At 45.1% G+C, this 20701-nt stretch carries 17 protein-coding genes and 1 other RNA gene; 1 reads left to right on the forward strand and 17 read right to left on the reverse strand.

The window, feature by feature from the left end:
- The first annotated feature begins 140 nt into the window (after positions 1–140).
- Positions 141–1265, forward strand: coding sequence for a vitamin B12 independent methionine synthase (locus ABWW58_RS05770; protein WP_353868244.1), 1125 nt, complete (start codon positions 141–143; stop codon positions 1263–1265).
- Positions 1266–1336: 71 nt separating this feature from the next.
- Here ABWW58_RS05770 and ABWW58_RS05775 read toward each other — a convergent pair whose 3' ends face one another.
- From ABWW58_RS05775 to ABWW58_RS05855, 17 genes are all read right to left on the reverse strand, one after another.
- Positions 1337–2095: a LytR/AlgR family response regulator transcription factor gene (locus tag ABWW58_RS05775; RefSeq protein ID WP_353868245.1), complete on the reverse strand. Its 759-nt coding sequence runs from the start codon at positions 2093–2095 to the stop codon at positions 1337–1339.
- Entirely contained in the window at positions 2092–3753 is a 1662-nt protein-coding gene (locus tag ABWW58_RS05780; protein ID WP_353868307.1) for a LytS/YhcK type 5TM receptor domain-containing protein, read from the reverse strand. Before ABWW58_RS05780 ends, ABWW58_RS05775 begins: the two co-directional genes overlap by 4 nt.
- A gap of 207 nt (positions 3754–3960) precedes the next feature.
- Positions 3961–5184 carry an L-lactate MFS transporter gene (locus ABWW58_RS05785; protein ID WP_353868308.1) on the reverse strand — a complete coding sequence of 408 codons (1224 nt, stop codon included), beginning with the start codon at positions 5182–5184 and terminating at the stop codon, positions 3961–3963.
- A 990-nt stretch (positions 5185–6174) separates the two neighbouring features.
- The gene (ltrA, locus tag ABWW58_RS05790; RefSeq protein ID WP_353867335.1) at positions 6175–7563 is read right to left on the reverse strand and encodes a group II intron reverse transcriptase/maturase; all 1389 of its coding nucleotides are present in this window, start codon (positions 7561–7563) and stop codon (positions 6175–6177) included.
- Between the two features lie 490 nt (positions 7564–8053).
- Positions 8054–8411, reverse strand: a transfer-messenger RNA (tmRNA) gene (gene ssrA / locus ABWW58_RS05795).
- A gap of 103 nt (positions 8412–8514) precedes the next feature.
- On the reverse strand, positions 8515–8982 hold the full coding sequence (gene smpB / locus ABWW58_RS05800) for an SsrA-binding protein SmpB (RefSeq protein WP_353868246.1): 468 nt from the start codon (positions 8980–8982) through the stop codon (positions 8515–8517).
- A 92-nt stretch (positions 8983–9074) separates the two neighbouring features.
- Positions 9075–9257: a hypothetical protein gene (locus ABWW58_RS05805; protein ID WP_353868247.1), complete on the reverse strand. Its 183-nt coding sequence runs from the start codon at positions 9255–9257 to the stop codon at positions 9075–9077.
- Positions 9254–10123 (reverse strand): Cof-type HAD-IIB family hydrolase, encoded by an 870-nt coding sequence (locus tag ABWW58_RS05810; RefSeq protein WP_353868248.1) that lies wholly within the window; start codon positions 10121–10123, stop codon positions 9254–9256. Before ABWW58_RS05810 ends, ABWW58_RS05805 begins: the two co-directional genes overlap by 4 nt.
- Before the next feature lie 16 nt (positions 10124–10139).
- The gene (gene treR, locus ABWW58_RS05815; protein WP_353868249.1) at positions 10140–10859 is read right to left on the reverse strand and encodes a trehalose operon repressor; all 720 of its coding nucleotides are present in this window, start codon (positions 10857–10859) and stop codon (positions 10140–10142) included.
- Positions 10860–11055: 196 nt separating this feature from the next.
- Complete coding sequence (gene treC / locus ABWW58_RS05820; protein ID WP_353868250.1) at positions 11056–12738, reverse strand: alpha,alpha-phosphotrehalase; 1683 nt, start codon at positions 12736–12738, stop codon at positions 11056–11058.
- A gap of 49 nt (positions 12739–12787) precedes the next feature.
- A complete protein-coding gene (treP, locus tag ABWW58_RS05825) occupies positions 12788–14212 on the reverse strand; it encodes a PTS system trehalose-specific EIIBC component (RefSeq protein WP_353868251.1) in 1425 nt (474 codons plus the stop codon).
- A gap of 338 nt (positions 14213–14550) precedes the next feature.
- Entirely contained in the window at positions 14551–16902 is a 2352-nt protein-coding gene (rnr, locus tag ABWW58_RS05830) for a ribonuclease R (protein WP_353868252.1), read from the reverse strand.
- A gap of 19 nt (positions 16903–16921) precedes the next feature.
- Positions 16922–17671 carry an alpha/beta hydrolase gene (locus tag ABWW58_RS05835; RefSeq protein ID WP_353868253.1) on the reverse strand — a complete coding sequence of 250 codons (750 nt, stop codon included), beginning with the start codon at positions 17669–17671 and terminating at the stop codon, positions 16922–16924.
- Between the two features lie 216 nt (positions 17672–17887).
- Positions 17888–18121, reverse strand: coding sequence for a preprotein translocase subunit SecG (gene secG, locus ABWW58_RS05840; RefSeq protein ID WP_093672436.1), 234 nt, complete (start codon positions 18119–18121; stop codon positions 17888–17890).
- Positions 18122–18235: 114 nt separating this feature from the next.
- A complete protein-coding gene (gene tatC, locus ABWW58_RS05845) occupies positions 18236–18982 on the reverse strand; it encodes a twin-arginine translocase subunit TatC (protein ID WP_353868254.1) in 747 nt (248 codons plus the stop codon).
- A gap of 14 nt (positions 18983–18996) precedes the next feature.
- Positions 18997–19215, reverse strand: coding sequence for a twin-arginine translocase TatA/TatE family subunit (locus ABWW58_RS05850; protein WP_353868255.1), 219 nt, complete (start codon positions 19213–19215; stop codon positions 18997–18999).
- Between the two features lie 36 nt (positions 19216–19251).
- The gene (locus ABWW58_RS05855) at positions 19252–20613 is read right to left on the reverse strand and encodes an IS4 family transposase (RefSeq protein WP_353867754.1); all 1362 of its coding nucleotides are present in this window, start codon (positions 20611–20613) and stop codon (positions 19252–19254) included.
- Positions 20614–20701: the final 88 nt, after the last annotated feature.

A 20701-nucleotide genomic window follows, 5' to 3' on the forward strand; every position in this document is an offset into this window, starting at 1 on the left:
TCCTGAAGAGGGCTTTTTTCATTAAAACGGATTGAGTCACGCACAAATCTGCCGCGGCCATCTAAAATCTAGTGAGCAGATCCATGACGGCAAAAGCCGGCGGTTGCACGAGAAGAAATAGAGTTGAGGAGGAAACAGAAATGACAGTAACCCTAGTAAAAAAAGCGCCATTCAGATCTGATCAAGTAGGAAGTCTCTTACGCCCGGCTGAATTGAAAAGAGCTCGTGAACAGTTTGACGCCGGTGAGATCGACAAAGCAGCTCTGAATCAAGTTGAAGACGAAGAGATAAAGAAAATTGTTGAGAAGCAAATCAAGTCGGGATTAAAGGCTGTGACTGACGGAGAATTTCGTCGAAGCTGGTGGCATTTGGACTTTCTTGCCGAACTAAACGGTGTTGAATCTTATTCACAAAATGAAAGTTACAAATTTAAAGGTGCAAAGACCCGTGATACGAATGTACGATTCATTGACAAGGTATCTTATAATCCTGATCATTCATTTTTCGATGCTTTTAAATTCATGCAGAGCATCGTTCCGGAAGGCATTCTTGTAAAACAGACAATCCCTAGCCCTACCCTTTATTTCCGTGATCATCGCAGCGATCAAGCGGTTAACTTTTATCCGACTCGTGAAGACTTCTTGGATGATTTGGCAGCTGCGTATCACAAAACCATCCGGCATTTCTATGATCTAGGCTGTCGCTACCTTCAACTCGACGACACGACCTGGGCGTTCCTGATCAACCAGATTATTTTCACTAAATCGGTAGAAGAAAAGGAACGCTATGAGCAACTCGCAAAGGACAGCGTGACGGTCATTAACCAAGCATTAAACGGTCTCCCTGAAGATTTGACGATAACGACACATATTTGCCGTGGGAATTTCCAATCCACGTTCCTATTTTCCGGCGGTTACGGACCGGTAGCAAAATACCTTGCCCAGCTTAATCTCGATGGCTATTTTCTGGAATATGACAATGAACGATCCGGCGATTTTGCTCCGCTCGGTGAAATTTTCACAGAGGGCTCAGACAAAAAAGTTGTCTTAGGACTTGTGACGTCTAAATTTCCAGAACTTGAATCTGAAGACGCATTGCAAAAAAGAATCGAAGAAGCAGCAAACTATGTTCCATTGAAGAACCTTTGCCTGTCAACCCAATGCGGATTCGCTTCAACTGAAGAAGGCAATAAACTTACCGAAGCACAGCAGTGGGCAAAACTAGGGTTAGTGGTTGATGTTGCGAAAAAAGTTTGGAAGGATTAAAGGCCTCCTCTCTTAAAAAGGAAAAGCTCAGCCGTATAGGGACTGAGCTTTTCCTTTTTAATTTTTCAAATTCACCCCAAATGCATCCGCTCTTTAAATTCCTTAATGTTGCTTCTGCTGACGGGAATTTCTGCCTTAAGATCATGCAGACGGACAACATAGGTTTGATTAAACCACGGAACAATCTCTCGAATTTTAGACAGATTGACCGTGTACGAACGATGACAGCGAAAGAAAAGTTTTTGCGGCAGCATCGCTTGAAACTCAGACAGGCTCATTGGCATCGTATACTTTGCATCGTTAGTATAGACGAGCGTCACCTTCTCGCTGGCTTCTGCATAGTAAATGTCGTCAACTTTTTTAACAATAATTTTTTCGTTATTTCGTAGATTGATGCGTTGCGTCCTGCTTGTGGTGTCATTATGAACGTCAGTCGTTTCATCAGATCGTTCCGCAATTCCGTGATCACGTAAAAAGGTCGCCTCAAGCTTTGCGAGCATCGGCGCGATCCGCTTTTCATCATAGGGTTTTAAAATATAATCGAAAGCCTCCAGTTCAAATGCTTTTGCCGCATGCTCCTTATAAGCCGTAGTAAAAATAATATACGGCTTCCGCTTGAACTTGCTGATGTTGCTAGCCAGAAGGATACCGTCAAGCGATGGAATATTGATATCTAGAAAAATAGCATCGATCTCATTCTCTTGTAAAAATTTCAACACATCAAGGCCATCCTCGAAGCAGTTTGTAATCTCAATTGAGCTATAGGTGTGAATTAAGAATTCAAGTTCCTCACGTGCCAACTGTTCATCTTCAACGATAATTGCTTTCATTGGACCACCTTCTTAATGTCGAAGTAAACGTCGGTCCCAGGCGATAAATGACGGATGATCAACCCGTTCCCATAGATTAATTTTACGCGTTGATGCACATTTAGCAATCCGATTTTTTTTGCAGGCATTTGGTTTGTATACAAGCGATCAATCGTTGCCTGATCAATGCCCGGCCCATTATCCCTTACATGAATGCGAACACAATGGCTCAATGCCTCGACGCTTATTGTGACCTTGCCCTGCCCGCCTGCTTTCAGCGCGCCATGCTTGATCGCATTTTCAACGAGCGGCTGCACCAGAAGGCTGGGAATTTTTAAATCAACCGGATCCAGATCATAGTCCACTTCCAACCGGTGACCAAATCTCGCAAGCTCAATTTCGACATAGTCCTTTACTTGCTGAATGGCTTCATCCATATCGATCAGTTCATCCGTTCGCTCAATATTCGACCGCATATATCCGGATAAATGGATAATCAGTTCACGCGCCTTCCCCGGATCTCTGCGCGTAAGAGAGGCAATCGTGTTCAGTGCGTTAAAGAGAAAATGCGGATTGATCTTTGACTGAAGTGCCCGCAGCTCCGCCTTGCTCGCCGCTTCCTTTATTTGTTCCATTCGGGAGATTTCCAATAAGGTAGAAATCATCTGTGACAGCCCGATCGCCAGCGTCTGCTGGGAGTAGGTCATTTTCGTCGCTTTGCGGTAGTAGGTTTTGAGCGTTCCTGTAACTTCATCCTTTTCCTTTAACGGAATAATGAGTACCGATTGAATTTGCGGCAGATGATGCTCCGATGAATGGTTAGAGAACGTAATATTGCCTTGGCTGATCACCTTTTTCGTCAAATCGCTAACGATATTTTTGCCGACTGTGTAGCGTTCCTCACCAAAACCAACGTATGCGAGAACGGTCTCTTTATCCGTCATCGCCACAGCATCCGCATGAATTTCTTCTCTAATGATGCTGCAGATTTTTGCCAGGGAATCCTTATTAACCGAACGAAAATAAGGAAGTGTTTTATTGGCGATATCCAGAGAAAGCTTCGCCTGCATCGCTGCGATTTTTTCCTTTTCTCCTTCGACACTCATGACAAGCAGGACGATAAAACCGATGTTGACCTCGCCTAAAATCATGGGCAGGGCAATTTGCGAAACAATACTCCAGCCGAGTTGAAACGAATCGGCCATCAAAAGGATGAGCACCATTGTTAACAGTTCGCAGAACATCCCGCCGGCAATTCCGTATATCCAGCGCTGCGATTTTTTTACCTTTTTATGAATCCATACCGAAACCACTCCGGCAAATGAGCTTGTAATAAAACACGGGAGTGCCGAAACGCCTCCGATATCAATCAGATAGCGATGTGTACCGGAAACGATACCGGTAATCATGCCAACCGCCGGACCAAATAAAATTCCGCTCGATACAATCGTTGCGATACGGACATTCACAAGTGATCCTTCCACATGGATTCCTGAATAGGTGCTTAAAATAGCAAACAGGCAAAAAATTGCTGTCAGAATCGCAAGCTCGGATGCCGAGTGCTTTTCGCGTTGCAAGATCTCTTTAAAACGCGGAATTCGTGTAATTAAAAAGAGAAACACAATCAGCAAGGCCGCCCGTTCGAATAATTGAAACAGCATCGTCACAAACGATGTCATGATAATCTTCATCTGCTTTCATTTCATAATGGTAACGATTTCATTTTTAGTGTACCAAACTTTTCAAACCCTGTGTTGACCACTTTTCGAAACAGCAAAAATTCTGTTCAAGCACCGTTTGTTGTCCGATGCTTGAACAGAAGCCTTCGCGAATCTCACGAGCCATCTATTTATAGTAATCGCTCATTTTTCATCCTCTAGTACCCATTATCTTCTCTCTTCCTGTACTTTGCGTCCGGCAAACAAAGGCGCGCGTTTCGTGCCTGGGACATGGATCAGCAGGGCAACAACAGAGGCAGCAGCACAGAGCAGCGCAATAAAGTTGAATGTTGGCGCGAATCCGCCCAGAAATCCGGAGATAAAGGATACGCTTAAGCCGCCAATACCGAAGCCCTGATAAATAATCCCATAATTTCGGCTTTGATTTTTTAATCCGAAGAATTCGGAAACAATGGTTGGGAAGATTGTGATATTCCCGCCAAAGCAGAAGGCCACACTTGAGACACAGACGAAGAACAATGCAAAGTTCAATCTCAATTCACTGAGCACAAGTGCCGCAGCCGCTGTAATGAATAGTGATACGGCGATGACTTTCAACCGCTCAAAATGATCCGACGCTGTTCCGAGCACAATACGTCCCGTTGTGTTGAAAATTGCAACCAGTGCCACCGCATTAGCGGCCGTAGCCATATCCAAGCCGGCAAGACTGACACCGATATTCGCCACACTGCCGATCAAATACAAGCCGCTCATGCACGCTGTGAAAAGAACAAAGAACAAAAGGTACGCTTCCTTCGTGTGCAGCATTTGCTTCAAAGAGTAATCATTTTGGACTTTTATACCTCCTGTTTTCGATTTTGCGACTACTTTTGCTTCTTTTATTAAGAATGCACCCGCGATAAGCAAGAGCATGATGATGATGCCCCAATAGAGGAACGCTTGCACAACACCGACAGAGTCGATAAAAAAGCCGAGTACATACTTGAACAGCAGACTTCCCGTTCCATATGCACCTACTGCGATTCCTGAAATCAAGCCCTTCTTTTCCGGAAAATATTGAATCGCATTCGAGAGCGTTGTCATATAGCCGATACCGTTTGACGCGCCGACAAGAATCCCGGCGAAAATATACAGCATCCACAGCGATGAAGAAATCGAAGTGATCATCAGTCCTGCACCCATGCCCACCCCGCTAAGAATGAGCAAACCGCGAATCCCCAATTTCTTCTGAATACTGCTCGCGGATAACGTCGAGAAGGATAGGGCAAAACTCATAATCGAAAACGTTGTCGCCACCGCACCGATACTCCAGCCATACGTATCGGCAAGCGGCTGATTAAACAAACTCCATGTATAGATGGTACCTAAACCAATCATTGCAATAACCGTTCCAATTAACACAGACAGACGGGATTGTTTTGAGCTACTCATTAGATTTGCTGTCATCTTAATGACCTCTTTTCGCTTCAATTAGTTATAGAAAACGTTTAGATTAGCTTTTCTAAAGGATTATTTCCTTTCCACACACTAATTGTAGCAACAAAAAGGTCTATGAAAGCGTTATCAGAACGAGATGACGAATATCCGGAGTGAATGACTAGAATCGGGGAACGATTTTCTAGAGAGACGAAAAAATGTATTTTATGGATGAGTCCAGAATAGATGAGACACTGATTTTAACGTTACTTGAAATAAATCATTTGCAAGGAATCTCAAACGCAAAAAGTCTGCCCTCATTTTGCCCTTAAACATCTCAAAAATGATTAAAGGCATTAAGGAAAACCGAGCAAAGCCCGATCCTTACTTCCGCAGGATGTAGTGACTTTCGCGTTGCGTACAGGACATATGCGTACTTAGCGAAAGCTCCTTACATGCGAAAGTTCCCTTGCTTCAAATACGGATTTGAATCATCAAGCTTGTCTTGAACAGATATTTCTAGTTCACACTGGTAGGAAAGTCAAAGAAAACATTTAAAGGAAGCGAGTGTAAGCGGTCCGAAAAAACGCCGCGTCCTGCGGCTCACCGGACACTAGGCCGTCCATGGCCGTCGCAACTAAGTCTTCGCCTTCGCCAGAGTGAAATAAGCGGAGATTTTCCGGTTATATGCACCATGACGCTTGTTTCACAGGTAAATAAGGGTAATTTTTCCGCTTATGCACGGAAAAATCCTCTATTTTCACGTTTTTCGATTCGATAAGCGGAATTTCTCCGCCTATTTAAGCTATTTTTTCTTTAATTTTCTAATTAAGCGGAATTTCTCCGCCTATTTCTCAGATTGGGCGCTTACCTGATCGCCCAATCGAATCTTATGACCTTATCGTCGTACCTGCAAGGCAAAACACTACACTTTATTATCGAGTAGGAGGAGATAATTTCTCCGACCTCTCACACCACCGTACGTACGGGTCCGTATACGGCGGTTCAATAGCTTAAGTGTACATGCTCGAACAGATGGACTAGATTTTTGAGTCCCACCTGTTCGAGTATTTTGTTTGTGATCGACCGATGTAAGATATGGCTACAGGCGATGCGCCAGTAGCCTTTTCGTGTATTTGCCCATTCCCATGCTTTTGGTTTTGGAACGTTAAGTTTCATGAGACTTTTATATCTCGTCTTGACTTTCTTCCAACGTTTCCAAATGATCTGGCGAATTCTTCGCCGGAGCCACTGATCAATATGCCGAATATAGCTCTTCATATAGCTTATGCCATAGTAGTTGATCCATCCTGTGGTTACTTCATTAATTTCTTTAACGATCCCACGGATGTTACCGCTTCGGCTTCTTTTCGTCAGTTGTTTGAGCTTTCGCTCAAAGCGCTTTTTCGACTTGATGTGGGGGCGAAATCCCAATCCCTGCTTGGTCGTGTGCAGGCAGAATCCAAGAAATTTAAGTTTCGTTGGGCTGCCGACCTGAGTTTTCTCCCGATTGACGGTTAGTTTCAGTTTATCTTCCAGAAAGGTGGTGATGCTCTTCATGACTCGTTCGCCCGCTCTTCTGCTTTTGACGTAGATCGTACAGTCGTCGGCATAGCGAACAAACTTATGTCCTCTTCGTTCCAGTTCCTTGTCCAGTTGATCAAGATAAATGTTGCCTAGAATGGGCGAGAGATTCCCCCCCTGGGGAACACCGGCCTCGGTCGGTACAACCTTTCCATTCGTATGCACACCACTGCGCAGGAACTTGCGAATGAGTTGAAGGACGATTTTGTCCTTAATCCGTTTTTCCACGCAATACATCAACTGATCATGATTCACTGTGTCAAAGTAGGCTTTTAAATCAAGATCCACCGCATATCTATATCCTGCTTCGTAGTAAGCCTTGACGCGTTTCATTGCGTTATGGGCACTGCGGTGCGGGCGGAAGCCAAAGCTGTTGTCTGAGAACGTCGGATCAACGATTCGTTCCATCACTTGAAGGATCGCTTGTTGCACCAGTCGGTCACAAACAGTCGGAACGCCAAGGTTTCTTTTTGATCCATCGGGTTTGGGAATTTCCACACGTTTTACCGGTTGTGGCTCGTACGAGCCATTCGTGATCTGTTGGATAAGCTCATCCCTATTTCGCATGAGAAAGGGAAAGAGTTCATCAACGGTCATTCCATCAATTCCGGCTGATCCTTTATTCGCCTTAACACGCTTATAGGCTCGATTTAAGTTCATTCGGTCGGTGATTCTCGTGATGAGATCATGCACACCATCTCTTCTTTCAGTTTCACCGTGAGTCGTACTGCACACTTCTACCGTACCTTCGGATTCCATCCTATTCTTCGATAGATAGCCATCTTTTGATGTTGTCTGTGATTGTCGCATGACTCACACCTCCGCTGCTTCCAAGATTACTATTGTTCAGCCCTTCGTCCTGTCGGACTACTATGGCTTCTGCTGACTTCTTACAGTTCACCAAACCATCACTGGCTCGGTTGCTTCTGTGGAAATTTTCTTTCCTCTTGTCGGAGGCCCCTGTAAGATCTCCCCGGGTAAGAACGACCGCTTTCCTTCCATGTGGCTGCTGCATATACTGTTTGAGATTCGGGCAGTATTGGACTTCACCTTGTTACGCAGGCTTATCCGTCTCTATTCAGCCTTAGTATGCAGTTCTTGTTCATCAGCCCAGAAGTTTGCCTCCGGCTTCCTTCAGATTCCACCTCACGGTGGACACCCTTGCCTTTGGCTAACAGTTCCTACTGCCAAGCCTGTAGCGGACTTTCACCGCCTAGCTGTCGTCCATGCCGGGCGCACGTAAAAAAAAATCCCTTTGCAAAGGGATTTTTTATCTCCATCCGATGATACCGGATTGTGCTAATGGAGACGGTGGGAGTTGAACCCACGTCCAGAAGCATCGTGATTTAAGTTTCTACGAGCGTAGTCGGCATATTAGCAGTTCGCCCCAGCGTCGGCCCACCGACAGGCTTTCGCGAGGCTATCCCGATTGTTCTCTTCCTTGGCCCTCAGGATGCGAGCGTCCGGCGTATCCCACTAGAGTGAGTCCCTGATCCTACCACATGGGCGATGGAGGGAGGGACCGCAAAAGCTACTTAGGCAGCTAAAGCGAGGTTGTTATTCGTTTTGCCAGTTATGGCTTTGGCGTTTTAACGAGGCCGACCCCCTCGGCTCGCCGCTTAAACCCGACCTACCCCTGTCGAATCCGTAACGTCCCCGTTTAGAATACAACGGGACTTGCGGTGAAAATGAATCATCCATAACTGTAACTGTGATTAACACAGTAATGTTATTATAGCAAATTGAAACAACCTTTTCAACTTACATTTTCTGGTGATCGCGAAAAGCGCGTGCCATTTCACGCTGTGCGGTTTGCTTTTTCAACGATTCACGTTTGTCGTACATTTTCTTGCCTCGTCCGAGACCGACAAGCACCTTTGCGAATCCGTTTTTGATATAGATCTTCAGCGGAATCAATGCATAGCCTGCTTTGTCTGCAAGCGGCCCGAGCTTATTGATTTCTTTCTGATGCATCAGCAGCTTGCGTGTGCGAAGCGGATCATGATTGTACCGATTGCCCTGCTCATATTGACTGATATGCATATTGTAAACGAACGCTTCTCCGTTCTCCACACGAGCGAAGGCGTCCTGAATATTGACTTTTCCGCGGCGAATGGCCTTGATCTCTGTGCCTTGCAGCACAATTCCTGCTTCCACCGTTTCTTCAATAAAATATTCGTGACTCGCTTTTTTGTTTTGTGCGAGCACGCGGCTCTCACCTTTTCCCATACCTAACACCTGCCAGACGTTCATTCATTATCTCATTATAGGTCATAGTGACCTCGCCGAGCAAGCGCTTCACACATTGACACGCAATCGCTTTACTTTTGTGTCCGTTTCTTTGATAAAAAGTCGAGCAGAAAGACAATGACAGCAAAGACAAGTGAGGTGAGCAGCATATCCAAGAGTGACTTGCTTGAGTTCGTCTTAATTTGCGCATACCAGAACCATTGAATGACGAAACACGCAACAAACAGTCCGGCATAATAGAGAAGCTTTTTCATGGATTCACACCCTTTTCGCCATCGGGATAGCCTAGTTCTTCATAAATGGCGTGGGCGACGCCGTCCTCTTCACAACGAGTGGTCACACGATCGCAAATCGCCTTGATTTCATCGTCCGCATTGCCCATGGCGACGGATACACCAGCAACCTCAAACATTGAAATATCGTTGTAATTGTCGCCAATCGCCATAACTTGACTGATCGGAATGCCTAAATGATTCGCCAAATGATCAAGTGCATTCCCCTTTGAGACATTCTGAGGCATGATCTCGAAGTTGCCCGTTCCACTCGAAACAATACTGTACTTATGCTGTGCTTCATACACATCACGCGCCTTCTTCAGCTTCACATCATCATAGGAGAAGATAATAATCTTGGAGAATTCGGTACGTCGCTTTTCAAACATGCCCCAGTCTTCCACAAAACGATAGAAATCATCGCGTGTCGCGCCTTGAAATCCAACGGAACGGTCTTCATGAATCCCAAGCTGTTTCAGTTCCTCACGAAGCCATTCAGTACCTTGATCAGGCACATAGATGTGGTGCTCCGAATAGACACCGATATAATACTTCTGTTCGACAAGCTCATTTATAATTTGGAGCGCTTCAGCGCGGTCGAGAAAATCCGCACCGAGCAGCCGACCGTCTGAGGTATGAATCGTCGCGCCATTGGTTCCAATCAGATGCGTTTCCATATCAACTTCATTCATTTTGCTCTCAATGTCGAAGAATGCGCGTCCCGATGCGATTGCCAGTGTCACACCTTTGGAGCGAGCATAGCGCAGCGCTTTCAAATTTCCCCAACCAATGTCTCGATGCTTGTTCAACAGCGTCCCGTCCATATCCATTGCGATTAACTTAATCATGAGATCCTCCTACTTTTCATTGATGTCCACGACGTGCAAAGTCGACAAACCGAAATTTATCAGCACGATGTCTTGATTCTGTGTATTGAAAGAGTTCGGCACTTTCCAAGTAAACCAAGCTGCGCACGACCACCACATGGGAATCCTTGTGCATCGTCAAATAACGATTGTCCTCATCAGTTGCACGCTCGACTGTAATTTCCTTTTTGGCAAATCCGATCTTCAGTCCGAGATCATTCTCAATATAATCATACAGAGAACGCTCGCAAATGTCTGCTGTCAGCATCGGAACAATGCTTTGGATCAGGTAATCTCGATCTAAAATGACTGCTTCGCCATTGACCGAACGCGACCGGATCACGTTCCAAACCGTTTGATCATTTTGGAGATTCATCAACATTTTCAGGTGATTATCAGGCTGGAGCAAAACGAGCTGGTGAACCTCGGTCTTCCAGTGATCTTTTGAATGACTGGCCAGCTCTCGAAAACTGGTTAGCCCTGATATCGGAAAAGTCTGGCGACTGACATCCAGCACGATTGAACCTTTGCCTTGAATCTTCTGAATGTAGCCGTTACGTGACAGCATGGCCAATGCCTTCCGGATTGTTTCCCGTGATGCATGGTACTGCGCACCGAGTTCATTCTCCGTCGGAAGGAGCGATCCGGATTCAATCCGTTGGTTGTGTATCTTTTCACTGAGGTCATTATAAATTGAGACAAATTTACTCTTTCCCATTGTGATCGTTCTCCTCCAAAGACAGAACGTCTGCCCAAAGCCATCAATAATTCCCTAATCTGTAATCGATTAACTTGTTCAGATAGTAAAAATAAAAGGGCAGCCCTCCGCCCTCTTATCTGCATTTCCACTATTAGTATAACAAAATGTTGATATGAAAACCTTCACAAAACAGGCAAATTCATGAACTTACTCATTAATTGATCAAATGATAGGCTACCGACTCATACGGACGAAGCTGCAGATCCTGCACGTGCTCCGGTGAGTCTGCATAATTGCTAATTAACAAGTCACTTTGATCATGCACTATTTCTTCAGGCACAGAGAAGGATACAGATTGGTCGGTAAAATTGCTTACAACAAGCAATTGTTCTCCTCTACCGGTGCGCACATAGGCAAAAACACTCGGATCGTACGGTTCAATCAGCTCGAAACCTCCATTCACGATGACATCGTACGTTTTGCGCAATGCAATCAATTTTTGATAATGGTAGAAAATTGAATCTGATTGACGGAGCGCTGCATTCACATTTACCGTATCATAATTATTAGCGATTGAAATCCATGGTGTGCCGTTTGAAAAACCACTGTTTTCGCTCTCGTCCCACTGCATCGGTGTGCGCCCATTATCTCGAGATTTTTGCCGAAGAATCGCCAGAATCTCCTTTTCAGACTTGCCCTCTTCATGAAGAAGCTTATACGCGTTGAGCGATTCAATATCCCGATAGTCTTCGATGCGTTTGAAGTTCGGGTTGATCATTCCGATCTCTTCACCTTGATAGACATAGGGTGTGCCTTGCAGCATATGCAGCGTCGTTGCCAGCATCTTCGCTGATTCAACGCGATACTTGCCTTCATCGCCAAACCGGGAAACGATACGCGGCTGGTCATGATTGCACCAAAACAGCGCATTCCACCCTCCGCCTTCGTGCATGCCTTTTTGCCAAGTTCCCAGAACCTTTTTCAAATCGACTAGATTCAGCGCACCGAGTGCCCATTTTTGACCGTGTGGGTAATCCACCTTTAAATGATGGAAATTGAATACCATGCTTAGTTCTTTGTACTTCGGATTCGTGTACCGGATGCAGTTGTCAATCGTTGTCGACGACATTTCGCCAACGGTAATGGTCCCGGAACGTCTGCTGAACACACGCTGATTCATCTCATGCAGAAACTCATGGATTCGCGGTCCATCCGTATAAAACGCACGACCGTCTCCCGGCGAGTTCGGATCATGATCATCTGGAAAGCGCTGATCTTTCGAGATGTTATTAATCACATCGAGCCGGAAACCATCCACACCCTGATCAATCCAAAAATTCATCATTTTGTAAACGTCATCTCGAACAGCTTCGTTTTCCCAGTTCAAATCCGCCTGGCTTATATCATACAGATGCAAATAGTATTGTCCGCTCTTTTCATCGAGTTCCCATGCGGATCCTCCGAACTTTGACTGCCAGTTGTTCGGCGCGCCGCCATCTTTTCCCGGATCCCGCCAAATATAATAATTGCGATACGGACTGTTGCTGCTGCGGAGCGCTTCCTTGAACCAGCGATGCTCCGTCGAAGTGTGATTAACTACGCTATCCATGACAATCTTCAAGTCTCGTCGGTGTGCTTCAGAAAACAGATGCTTCAGTTCCTCCATCGTTCCGTATTCAGGCTGCAGATTATAATAATCGCTAATATCATAGCCGTTGTCCTTTTGCGGCGACCGATACATCGGCGTCAGCCAAAGAACATCGACTCCAAGTTTTTTCAGATAATCCAATTTCTCAATGATTCCGTTAATATCACCGATACCGTCACCATTTGTATCCTTAAAACTTTTCGGATAGATCTGATAGACAGTTGCTTTTTTCCACCAATCTTCTTGCATGCGTGTCACACCCTATCTTTTTATACTTTGCGCCCTTGTCTCTAGTTCATTACCCTTCATCAATAGATTTCTTGCTGAACTTTGAAAATACATAAGTCAGGACAAACGGCAGGATCAAAACGATCAGCATACCGATAAAAAACGGTCCCCAATACTTTGGAATGATGGACAGGAAGCCCGGCAGTCCGCCGATACCGATTGATGTTGCCTTAACGTTGCACAACGTGATAAATGCTCCGGCAATACCTGAACTGATGATTGCCGCAAGAAATGGATAGCGAAATCTCAGATTAACCCCGAACATCGCCGGTTCGGTAATACCAAGCCACGCTGAAACTGAGGACGTCATTGCGAGCCCCTTAAGCTTGGCATCGCGAGCCATTAAGAAAATGGCAAAAGCTGCCGCTCCTTGTGCAATATTTGACAGCGCGAGCATCGGCCATAGGAATGTGGAACCGGTACTCCCGATTAACTGGAGGTCAACAGCAAGGAAAATCTGGTGCATGCCTGTGATGACCAAAACACCATAGAAGAAGCCGTAAACCAACCCGCCGAGAATCGGAACATAGTGGAACAAACCAACAATGCCGGCTGTAATCCAATTGGCTAATTGAAGGGTCACAGGTCCAATGATCGTGAACGAAAGTAATCCGGTTACAAGTAGCGCGACAGGTGCGACAACAAGTAGTTGAATGGAATCAGTCACATGCTTCTTCAAGTAAATTTCAATTTTCGCAAGAACATAGGAAGCAACAAGTACAGGGAGCACTTGGCCCTGATAGCCGACCTTATCAATGTGCAGCCCGAACAGATCCCAAATCGGAACGGTCCCCTTTGTCTGTGCCTCGGCCAGACTGTAAGCGTTCAGCAGTGACGGATGAACGAGTACGAGTCCAAGGACAATACCGAGAAGCGGGTTACCACCGAACTTTTTAACGGCAGACCAACCAATCAATGCCGGCAAGAAGACGAAGGAAGTGTTGGCAATAACCAAAATAATATCGGCAAAATCTTTCCACTGCGGATAGGCTTGCACCACAGATTCTTTAAAGAAAATCCCCGGATTCGCCAGCACATTGTTGATGCCCATTAGCAAACCGGCGGTAACAATCGCAGGAAGAATTGGTATGAATATATCCGCCAGCGTTTTAATGCCCTTCTGCAGCGGATTCATTTTTTCCGCTGCCGCATCCTTTACTTCTTGTTTCGATGATTCACCGATGCCTGTCAATCGAACAAACAAATCATATACCTTGTCAACAGTACCATTTCCAATCACGATCTGAAACTGACCGTTTGCTGAGAAAAAGCCTTTGACCAGATCAATCGTATCAAGTTTTTCTTTGTCTACTTTATTTTCATCTTTTAAAATTAATCGCAGCCGAGTCACACAATGTGTCGCGGCGTTAATATTATCACGGCCACCGACTGTATCAATGATCTGCTTTACGGATTCTTCAGTTATGACTGCCATTCAATTCACTCCCACTTTATATTATCTCAAATAAGTGCGTGACATTAATTGTTCATTATAAACGGGTACAAATAATGCAAGCGACACGAATCAAAACGTCTTTCAGTGGTGCACGGCCGTTGCGCCACCGAGATAAGATGATCATCATGGAACCTCATTAACAAATTAAAGTATAGCGCTTACATTTGTATTTGTATAGTCAAATTACTTATTTTAATTAATTTGTATATATAAATGCTTGTCCAATTACGGATAAGTTCCTGAATTCATTCGTGCACGCAAAAACGCCCCGGCTGTCGGATCTGAATCCGATCGCCGAGGCTTTTGTAGTTCATTCGTTAGTTACTTTTACTGTTATTTCGATAAGAATTGCTTTGCCCGGAGCCTCGGCTGTTTCCACCTCTGCCCCCGCGGCTGCTGCTGTTGCGATTGCCGCCTCTTGAGTCGGGACGTTTGCCGCCGTTTTTGTCTCCGAAACGCTTCTTGCCTGGGCCGTTGCTTGGTCCTGTTTTCCCTTGAATAATCGTCGGTCTTGATTTTTTCTGGCGCGGCTTCTGCGGTTTCATACCTACAACTTCAAAGTCGACCGCGTGCTCGTCTAGATTTACGGCGAGTACACGCACTTCGATTTCGTCTCCGATCCGGTATAAATGACCGGTTCGTTCACCGACGAGCGCCATGTTTTCTTCGCTATAGTGGTAATAGTCATCGGTTAGATAGCTGATGTGAACGAGTCCTTCAATCGTGTTCGGTAATTCAACGAATAGACCGAAGTTCGTGACACCGCTGACCACACCATTAAATGTCTCGCCAACTTTGTCTTGCATGTACTCAGCTTTTTTCAGATCATCCGTATCACGTTCCGCTTCAACCGCGTGCTGTTCACATTCGGACGTATGCTTTGCGATTTCCGGCATCTCTGCTTTCCAATAAGCGATCGTCTTCGGGTCTGTCTTCTTCTCGAACACGTATTTGCGCAGCAGACGGTGCACCGTCAAATCCGGATAGCGACGGATTGGTGACGTAAAATGGGTATAGTACTCCGTTGACAAGCCGAAGTGTCCCAAGCATTTGTCATCATATTTTGCCTTTGCCATTGAACGCAGCATCACAGTACTGATGACTGCTTCTTCCGGCTGCCCTTTAGCCTTTTCAAGTAGAGACTGCAACGTACGCGGATGTACGTTATCCGGTTTGCCATGCAGGACATAGCCGAAGTTAACCACAAAGTCGAAAAACTTCTCTAACTTTTCCGGATTTGGTTCTTCATGAACACGGTAAATGAACGGCAGACGCAGTTTCTCAACATGTTCGGCAACCGTCTCGTTCGCGGCCAGCATGAACGATTCAATCAGGCGCTCGGCAACTGTACGTTCACGAACAACGACATCGACCGGCTTGCCCTGCTCATCGACAATGATCTTCGCTTCGGTAAAGTCAAAGTCAATCGCGCCGCGCTCTTGACGATGTTTTTCAAGAATATCTGCCAGCTCGGCCATCAGATCAAAAAACGGGATCATATCATGATAACGTTCGAGCACTTCTTCATCTTCACGCTTCAAGATTTTGCGAACGTTGTTGTACGTCATCCGTTCCGTCGAGCGGATCACGCTAGGGAAGATTTCATGCGCAACGACAACTCCCTGCGAATTAATCTCCATCTCACAACTGAGTGTCAAACGATCAACATGCGGGTTCAAACTGCAAATTCCGTTTGAAAGACGATGCGGGATCATCGGGATGACGCGATCAACAAGATAAACACTCGTGCCACGGTCATATGCTTCGGCATCAAGTGCCGACCCTTCTGTGACATAGTTGCTGACATCGGCGATATGTACACCTAATTTATAGTTTCCATTATCCAATTTGGAAACGGTAACGGCATCATCCAAGTCCTTGGAATCCTCGCCGTCGATGGTCACAATGGTTTGACCGCGCAGATCCCGGCGTCCTTCATAATCTTTATCCGACAGTTCATCCGGAATTGCTTCAGCTTCCGATAATACTTCTGGAGGATATTCAAGCGGTAAATCATGCTTGTAAATAATCGATAAAATGTCGATACCCGGATCGTTTTTGTGACCGAGAATCTGAGTCACCATACCCTCCGCATTCTTGCGGCCTTCCGGATATTTTGTGATTTCAGCAACAACTTTATGGCCTTCCATTGCGCCATGTTCTGCATTTTCGGGAATAAAAATGTCACCAGTGATTTTATTGTCATCCGGGATGACAAACCCAAAATGACGTCCCGCGTTAAAGGTACCGACAACTTTGGTAATCGCTCGTTCGAGAATACGAATCACAGTACCTTCCGGACGTTCCCCTGCTGATTTGTGGGACACGCGAATCACGACCGTATCACCGTTCATTGCTCCGGCAAGATCGTTCGGGCTGACAAATACGTCATCGAACTTATCATCTTCAGGAATAATAAAGGCGAAGCCCTTGGCATGCGCTTGGACTCTTCCCGTCATTAAGTTCATCTTTTCAGGCAGACCATAACGATCCGCACGTGTCCGGATCACAAGCCCCTGTTCTTCTAATTCATTCATTGCTTTCACTAAATCAGTGAATGCTTCCGTCTCATTTGCTTCAAAGACAGCTTCAAGTTCTTTTAATGTCATCGGTCGGTAAGTTTCTTCCCGCATATAGTTCAGGATTTTCTGAATGCGCTCTTCCGCCATGTCGTATACCTCCCTGTCCTTAGGAAACAGACCAATCTAGGCTTTCAAGAAACGCATAGATATCCTGGTGCAGCTGCACTTTTTCTGTTCCTAACGTAATTACATGAGTTGAATTTTCATACCATTTTAAATGCTTATCCGCAGACTGAATGGTTTCATAAAAGTACTGCGCACTATTCATTGGAATCATTTCATCCTGACGTGCCTGAACGATTAAAGCGGGGGTGGAGATTCTTCGGCTATTCTCCCTCACTTCGTCAATCAGTTCGCCTAATGGATCAAGAACAGTCGGAATTTTCGTTTTAAAATCCGCCAATTCCGCGGCAATCGCCGCTTCGGTTTTCCCCTGATATTGCTTGTATGTTCGCGCGAAGGAGATGGTACCGTTAAGAAGTCGATCTCTATTATCGGAATAAGCCGGCGCGCACATCGGAACAATACCCTTCACTGAAAAAGTGTAACCACTTTTGAGTGAAAATACCCCACCAAGCGAAAGACCGCAAACTGCAATCTCGGGATGACCGTGTCGACGTAAAAAAGCGCCGGCATTTTGGACATCGCGCCACCAATCATCGGGACCGGTCTGAAGCAATTCCTCAGGGGCGCCGCCATGACCGGAATAAATCGGGCCATAGCATGTGTATCCGCGCTGATGCAAGTAGCGTCCCAGATGTCGGACATCAATTGAATTGCCCGTAAACCCATGGAGAAGCAGCACGGCGCGTGGTCCGGAGTCTAGAAAAAAAGGTTTTGGGCGCCTTAGTTCCATTCTTCCCTCATCCCCTAATCGAAAATCCAAGCAGTAGATACCGCAATTAGGTAAAAAGGCATCTTCTTCCAAATACATTATACGCTATATCTTGGGTTTGGTCTAAAGGAAACAGAAAGTTTCGCTTGATCGTTGGCGCGCTGCTGAATTTCACGCTATTTTTTACAGAGTAAATCAAAAACCGGAGTTTTCGCTCCGGTTTCATCCTCATGGCATTTATTTAAAATAATAGCCAATCAAAAATGCGCAAGCAAAGAAGACGACTGAGAAAAATATGGTCAGCCTTTTAATGCCGACTTCGATACCTCTCGCCTTTTGTTTGCTGAATAATTGCTCCGCGCCGCCGGTAATTGCCTCAGACAATCCGTCACCCTGGCTTCTTTGAACTAATACGAGACCAATAACAATGACAGCTGAGATAATCATTACCGTTAACAAAAATGTATGCATCGTCGTGTACCCCAATCTTCTAATCAACGTTCATTCAGTCATTAGTTTTAATGTACCATACCGTGGCGTCAAGAGCAACAGACCGAAAATGATTTTTCTAATGAAGGCAACAAATCAATTACTTATCTGCCCTTCAGCTGTTCTCTTGCGACGCATCTTCCGTCTGTAAGTAATTGACGCGACAGTCACACAAATCTCATACAGGAGAAGCAGCGGAATAGACATGACCGTGTCGGATACGAAATCGGGCGGCGATAAGACAACGCCAATCACGATAAGTACAAAATAAGCGATTCGACGCATTTTCTTCATACGCATCGGAGTCAGCACTCCAAGATTCGTCAGAAACACAACGATCACCGGCAATTCAAAAAGAATTCCGAATGGCAAAACGACATTAATCATAAAGCGAAAATAACGATCCGTTGTAAAGAGAACATGAAACATACCATCGTTCATCCCAAGCAAAAAATGGAGGATATTAGGAAAGACAACCTCATACCCAAAGACAAGGCCTGCGATAAACAGTAAAAAAATCGCTGGAATATATGAAAGCGTCACTTTGCGTTCTTTTACAGACAACGCCGGGGCAATAAACAGCCATAGCTGCCATGCGGCAAAAGGAATCGTCACAGCGATCGCAACAACGCCCGCGATCAGGAAATAAACGCTGACAATCTCCGTCGGTCCGAGTACAGCCAGTTTGTTCGTAACACCCAAATCAGACACGAGCCAAAGATAGACCTTTTTAGTGAAAAAAAGCATCACGGCGGCACTTGTAACAAAGACGATAAAAATAGAAATGAGTCGTTTTCGCAGCTCATTAAAGTGCTCAATTAGCGACATCTTTTTTTCAGTCATCCGTCACCAGTTCCTTACCTCTTTTTCTCGATGCTTGTCTTCTCTGCTTCCACAGTTGTCTTATTATTTTCCGAATCCGAATCATCACCCAAACCTTGCGTCGCCTTTTTAAACTCCTTCAGCGTCTTTCCAAACGCCTTTCCGATTTCCGGAAGCTTGGACGGTCCGAAGATCACGAGTGCAATAACAAGGATTAATATGAGTCCCGGAAGTCCAATACCTGCCCATCCCATGGCAAACACCTCTTTATTCTAAGTATATCAATTAACTCAACTTTCGCACCCTAATTTGGGCAGATAAACCTTGATATAGTTGGGTAAGCTCTCAATCCATTGTGTCAGTTGACAAGTAACCCATCTTTTGATTGATTTTTTTGTTTTTGTTAGGGCGTCATGAAGAATATCCATGAGCTGCGTCAGTGCTACAGCCCAATCCAGTTCATTCATTTCGTCACAGAGTTCATAAAACATACCACCAAGGGTTCGATTATCTGTACTGCAACGGTTTTGCCAAGACAGGAGAATAAACCTTGTAAAGACAATGGTTGTGTGGCTAATCAGCAGATCGTACGATCTGCCCTGGAACTCTTTTTGAAGCTTAAGAAATGACTTCGTTGCTTTAAAAAATAATTCAATGTCCCATCTCATGCCGTACGTACGAATGATTTCCTGTTCTGTAAGTGTGCAGTCAGTACTTAAGATGGCTAGCCATTCACTTTGTTTATTGCGGTTTTGAACGAACACAACTTTGACCGGGACTCCATTAGCCATTGTGGTACGAATAGAACGTAAAATTTCTTTGTGACTGGTTACGGGCTTCGACAGTCGATACAGCGTTCTTAATCCAACCCATTGAGAGCCTACTCGATAGCGCTGATTCGTTGGTTTCACCATACCAATAACATCGATACCTTGATCGGTCAAAGCCTTGATCAAAGGTTGTTGGGTAAACCAGCTGTCCATCAGAACATAGGATGCATCAATTCCGTTCAACAAGGCCCGTTTAACCATCCCAGGGATTTGTTCAGGAGCTGTTTGTAAAGCTTCGATTCGTCTTTTATAGCCGGAACAACGCTTATCAATCGTCGAATTGATATCATTAATTTTTGCCTTTTCTTTGCTTGAACTAAGGAGTGAAAAATCAATGGGCAGGAACGTTGATCCGTCGGACCATCCTAATGTCAGCATACGAAATCCTTTGTAGTGTCTTCTCCTGGCATGGTCAAAACAATGAGCCAAAAGTTCGACGCGCTTACTGCGGTCGCGATAAAAAGATGAATCATCCAGAATGAGTACTTTAGTGTGGCAGGTGCTCGTCAAACGGCTGACTTTCATAATCGTGAATACGCTTAGTGCCGTCAGGAAGCGGCGCCAGGCAAACTTCGGGTAGTTTAAAAAACGATAAACAGCATCCTTGCCTGGTAATTCATCTGCTTTATTACTCTCCAGTAAACGATACCAATTTCTTTGGGTAAAGATCAGACGAAAAATAAGCTGAAAAAGATAACCACTGGAAAAGCCGAAGGCTTTTTGAATTCCTGCCTGACGTAAATGTTTTAGAATCTTCAACTCATCGAATTTTGCTTTTATTTCTAATGGTAGTTGATTATTTTGACCTTTTTTCGCTATCATATAGAGGGCACCTCTTCTGTTTGGTAGTGTATTTCGTCAAAATCACTATACCAAAAGTTGAGGTGTCTTTCTATTTTGTCAAGAAACA

The sequence above is a fragment of the Sporolactobacillus caesalpiniae genome, from assembly GCF_040513385.1.
Taxonomy (GTDB): domain Bacteria; phylum Bacillota; class Bacilli; order Bacillales; family Sporolactobacillaceae; genus Sporolactobacillus.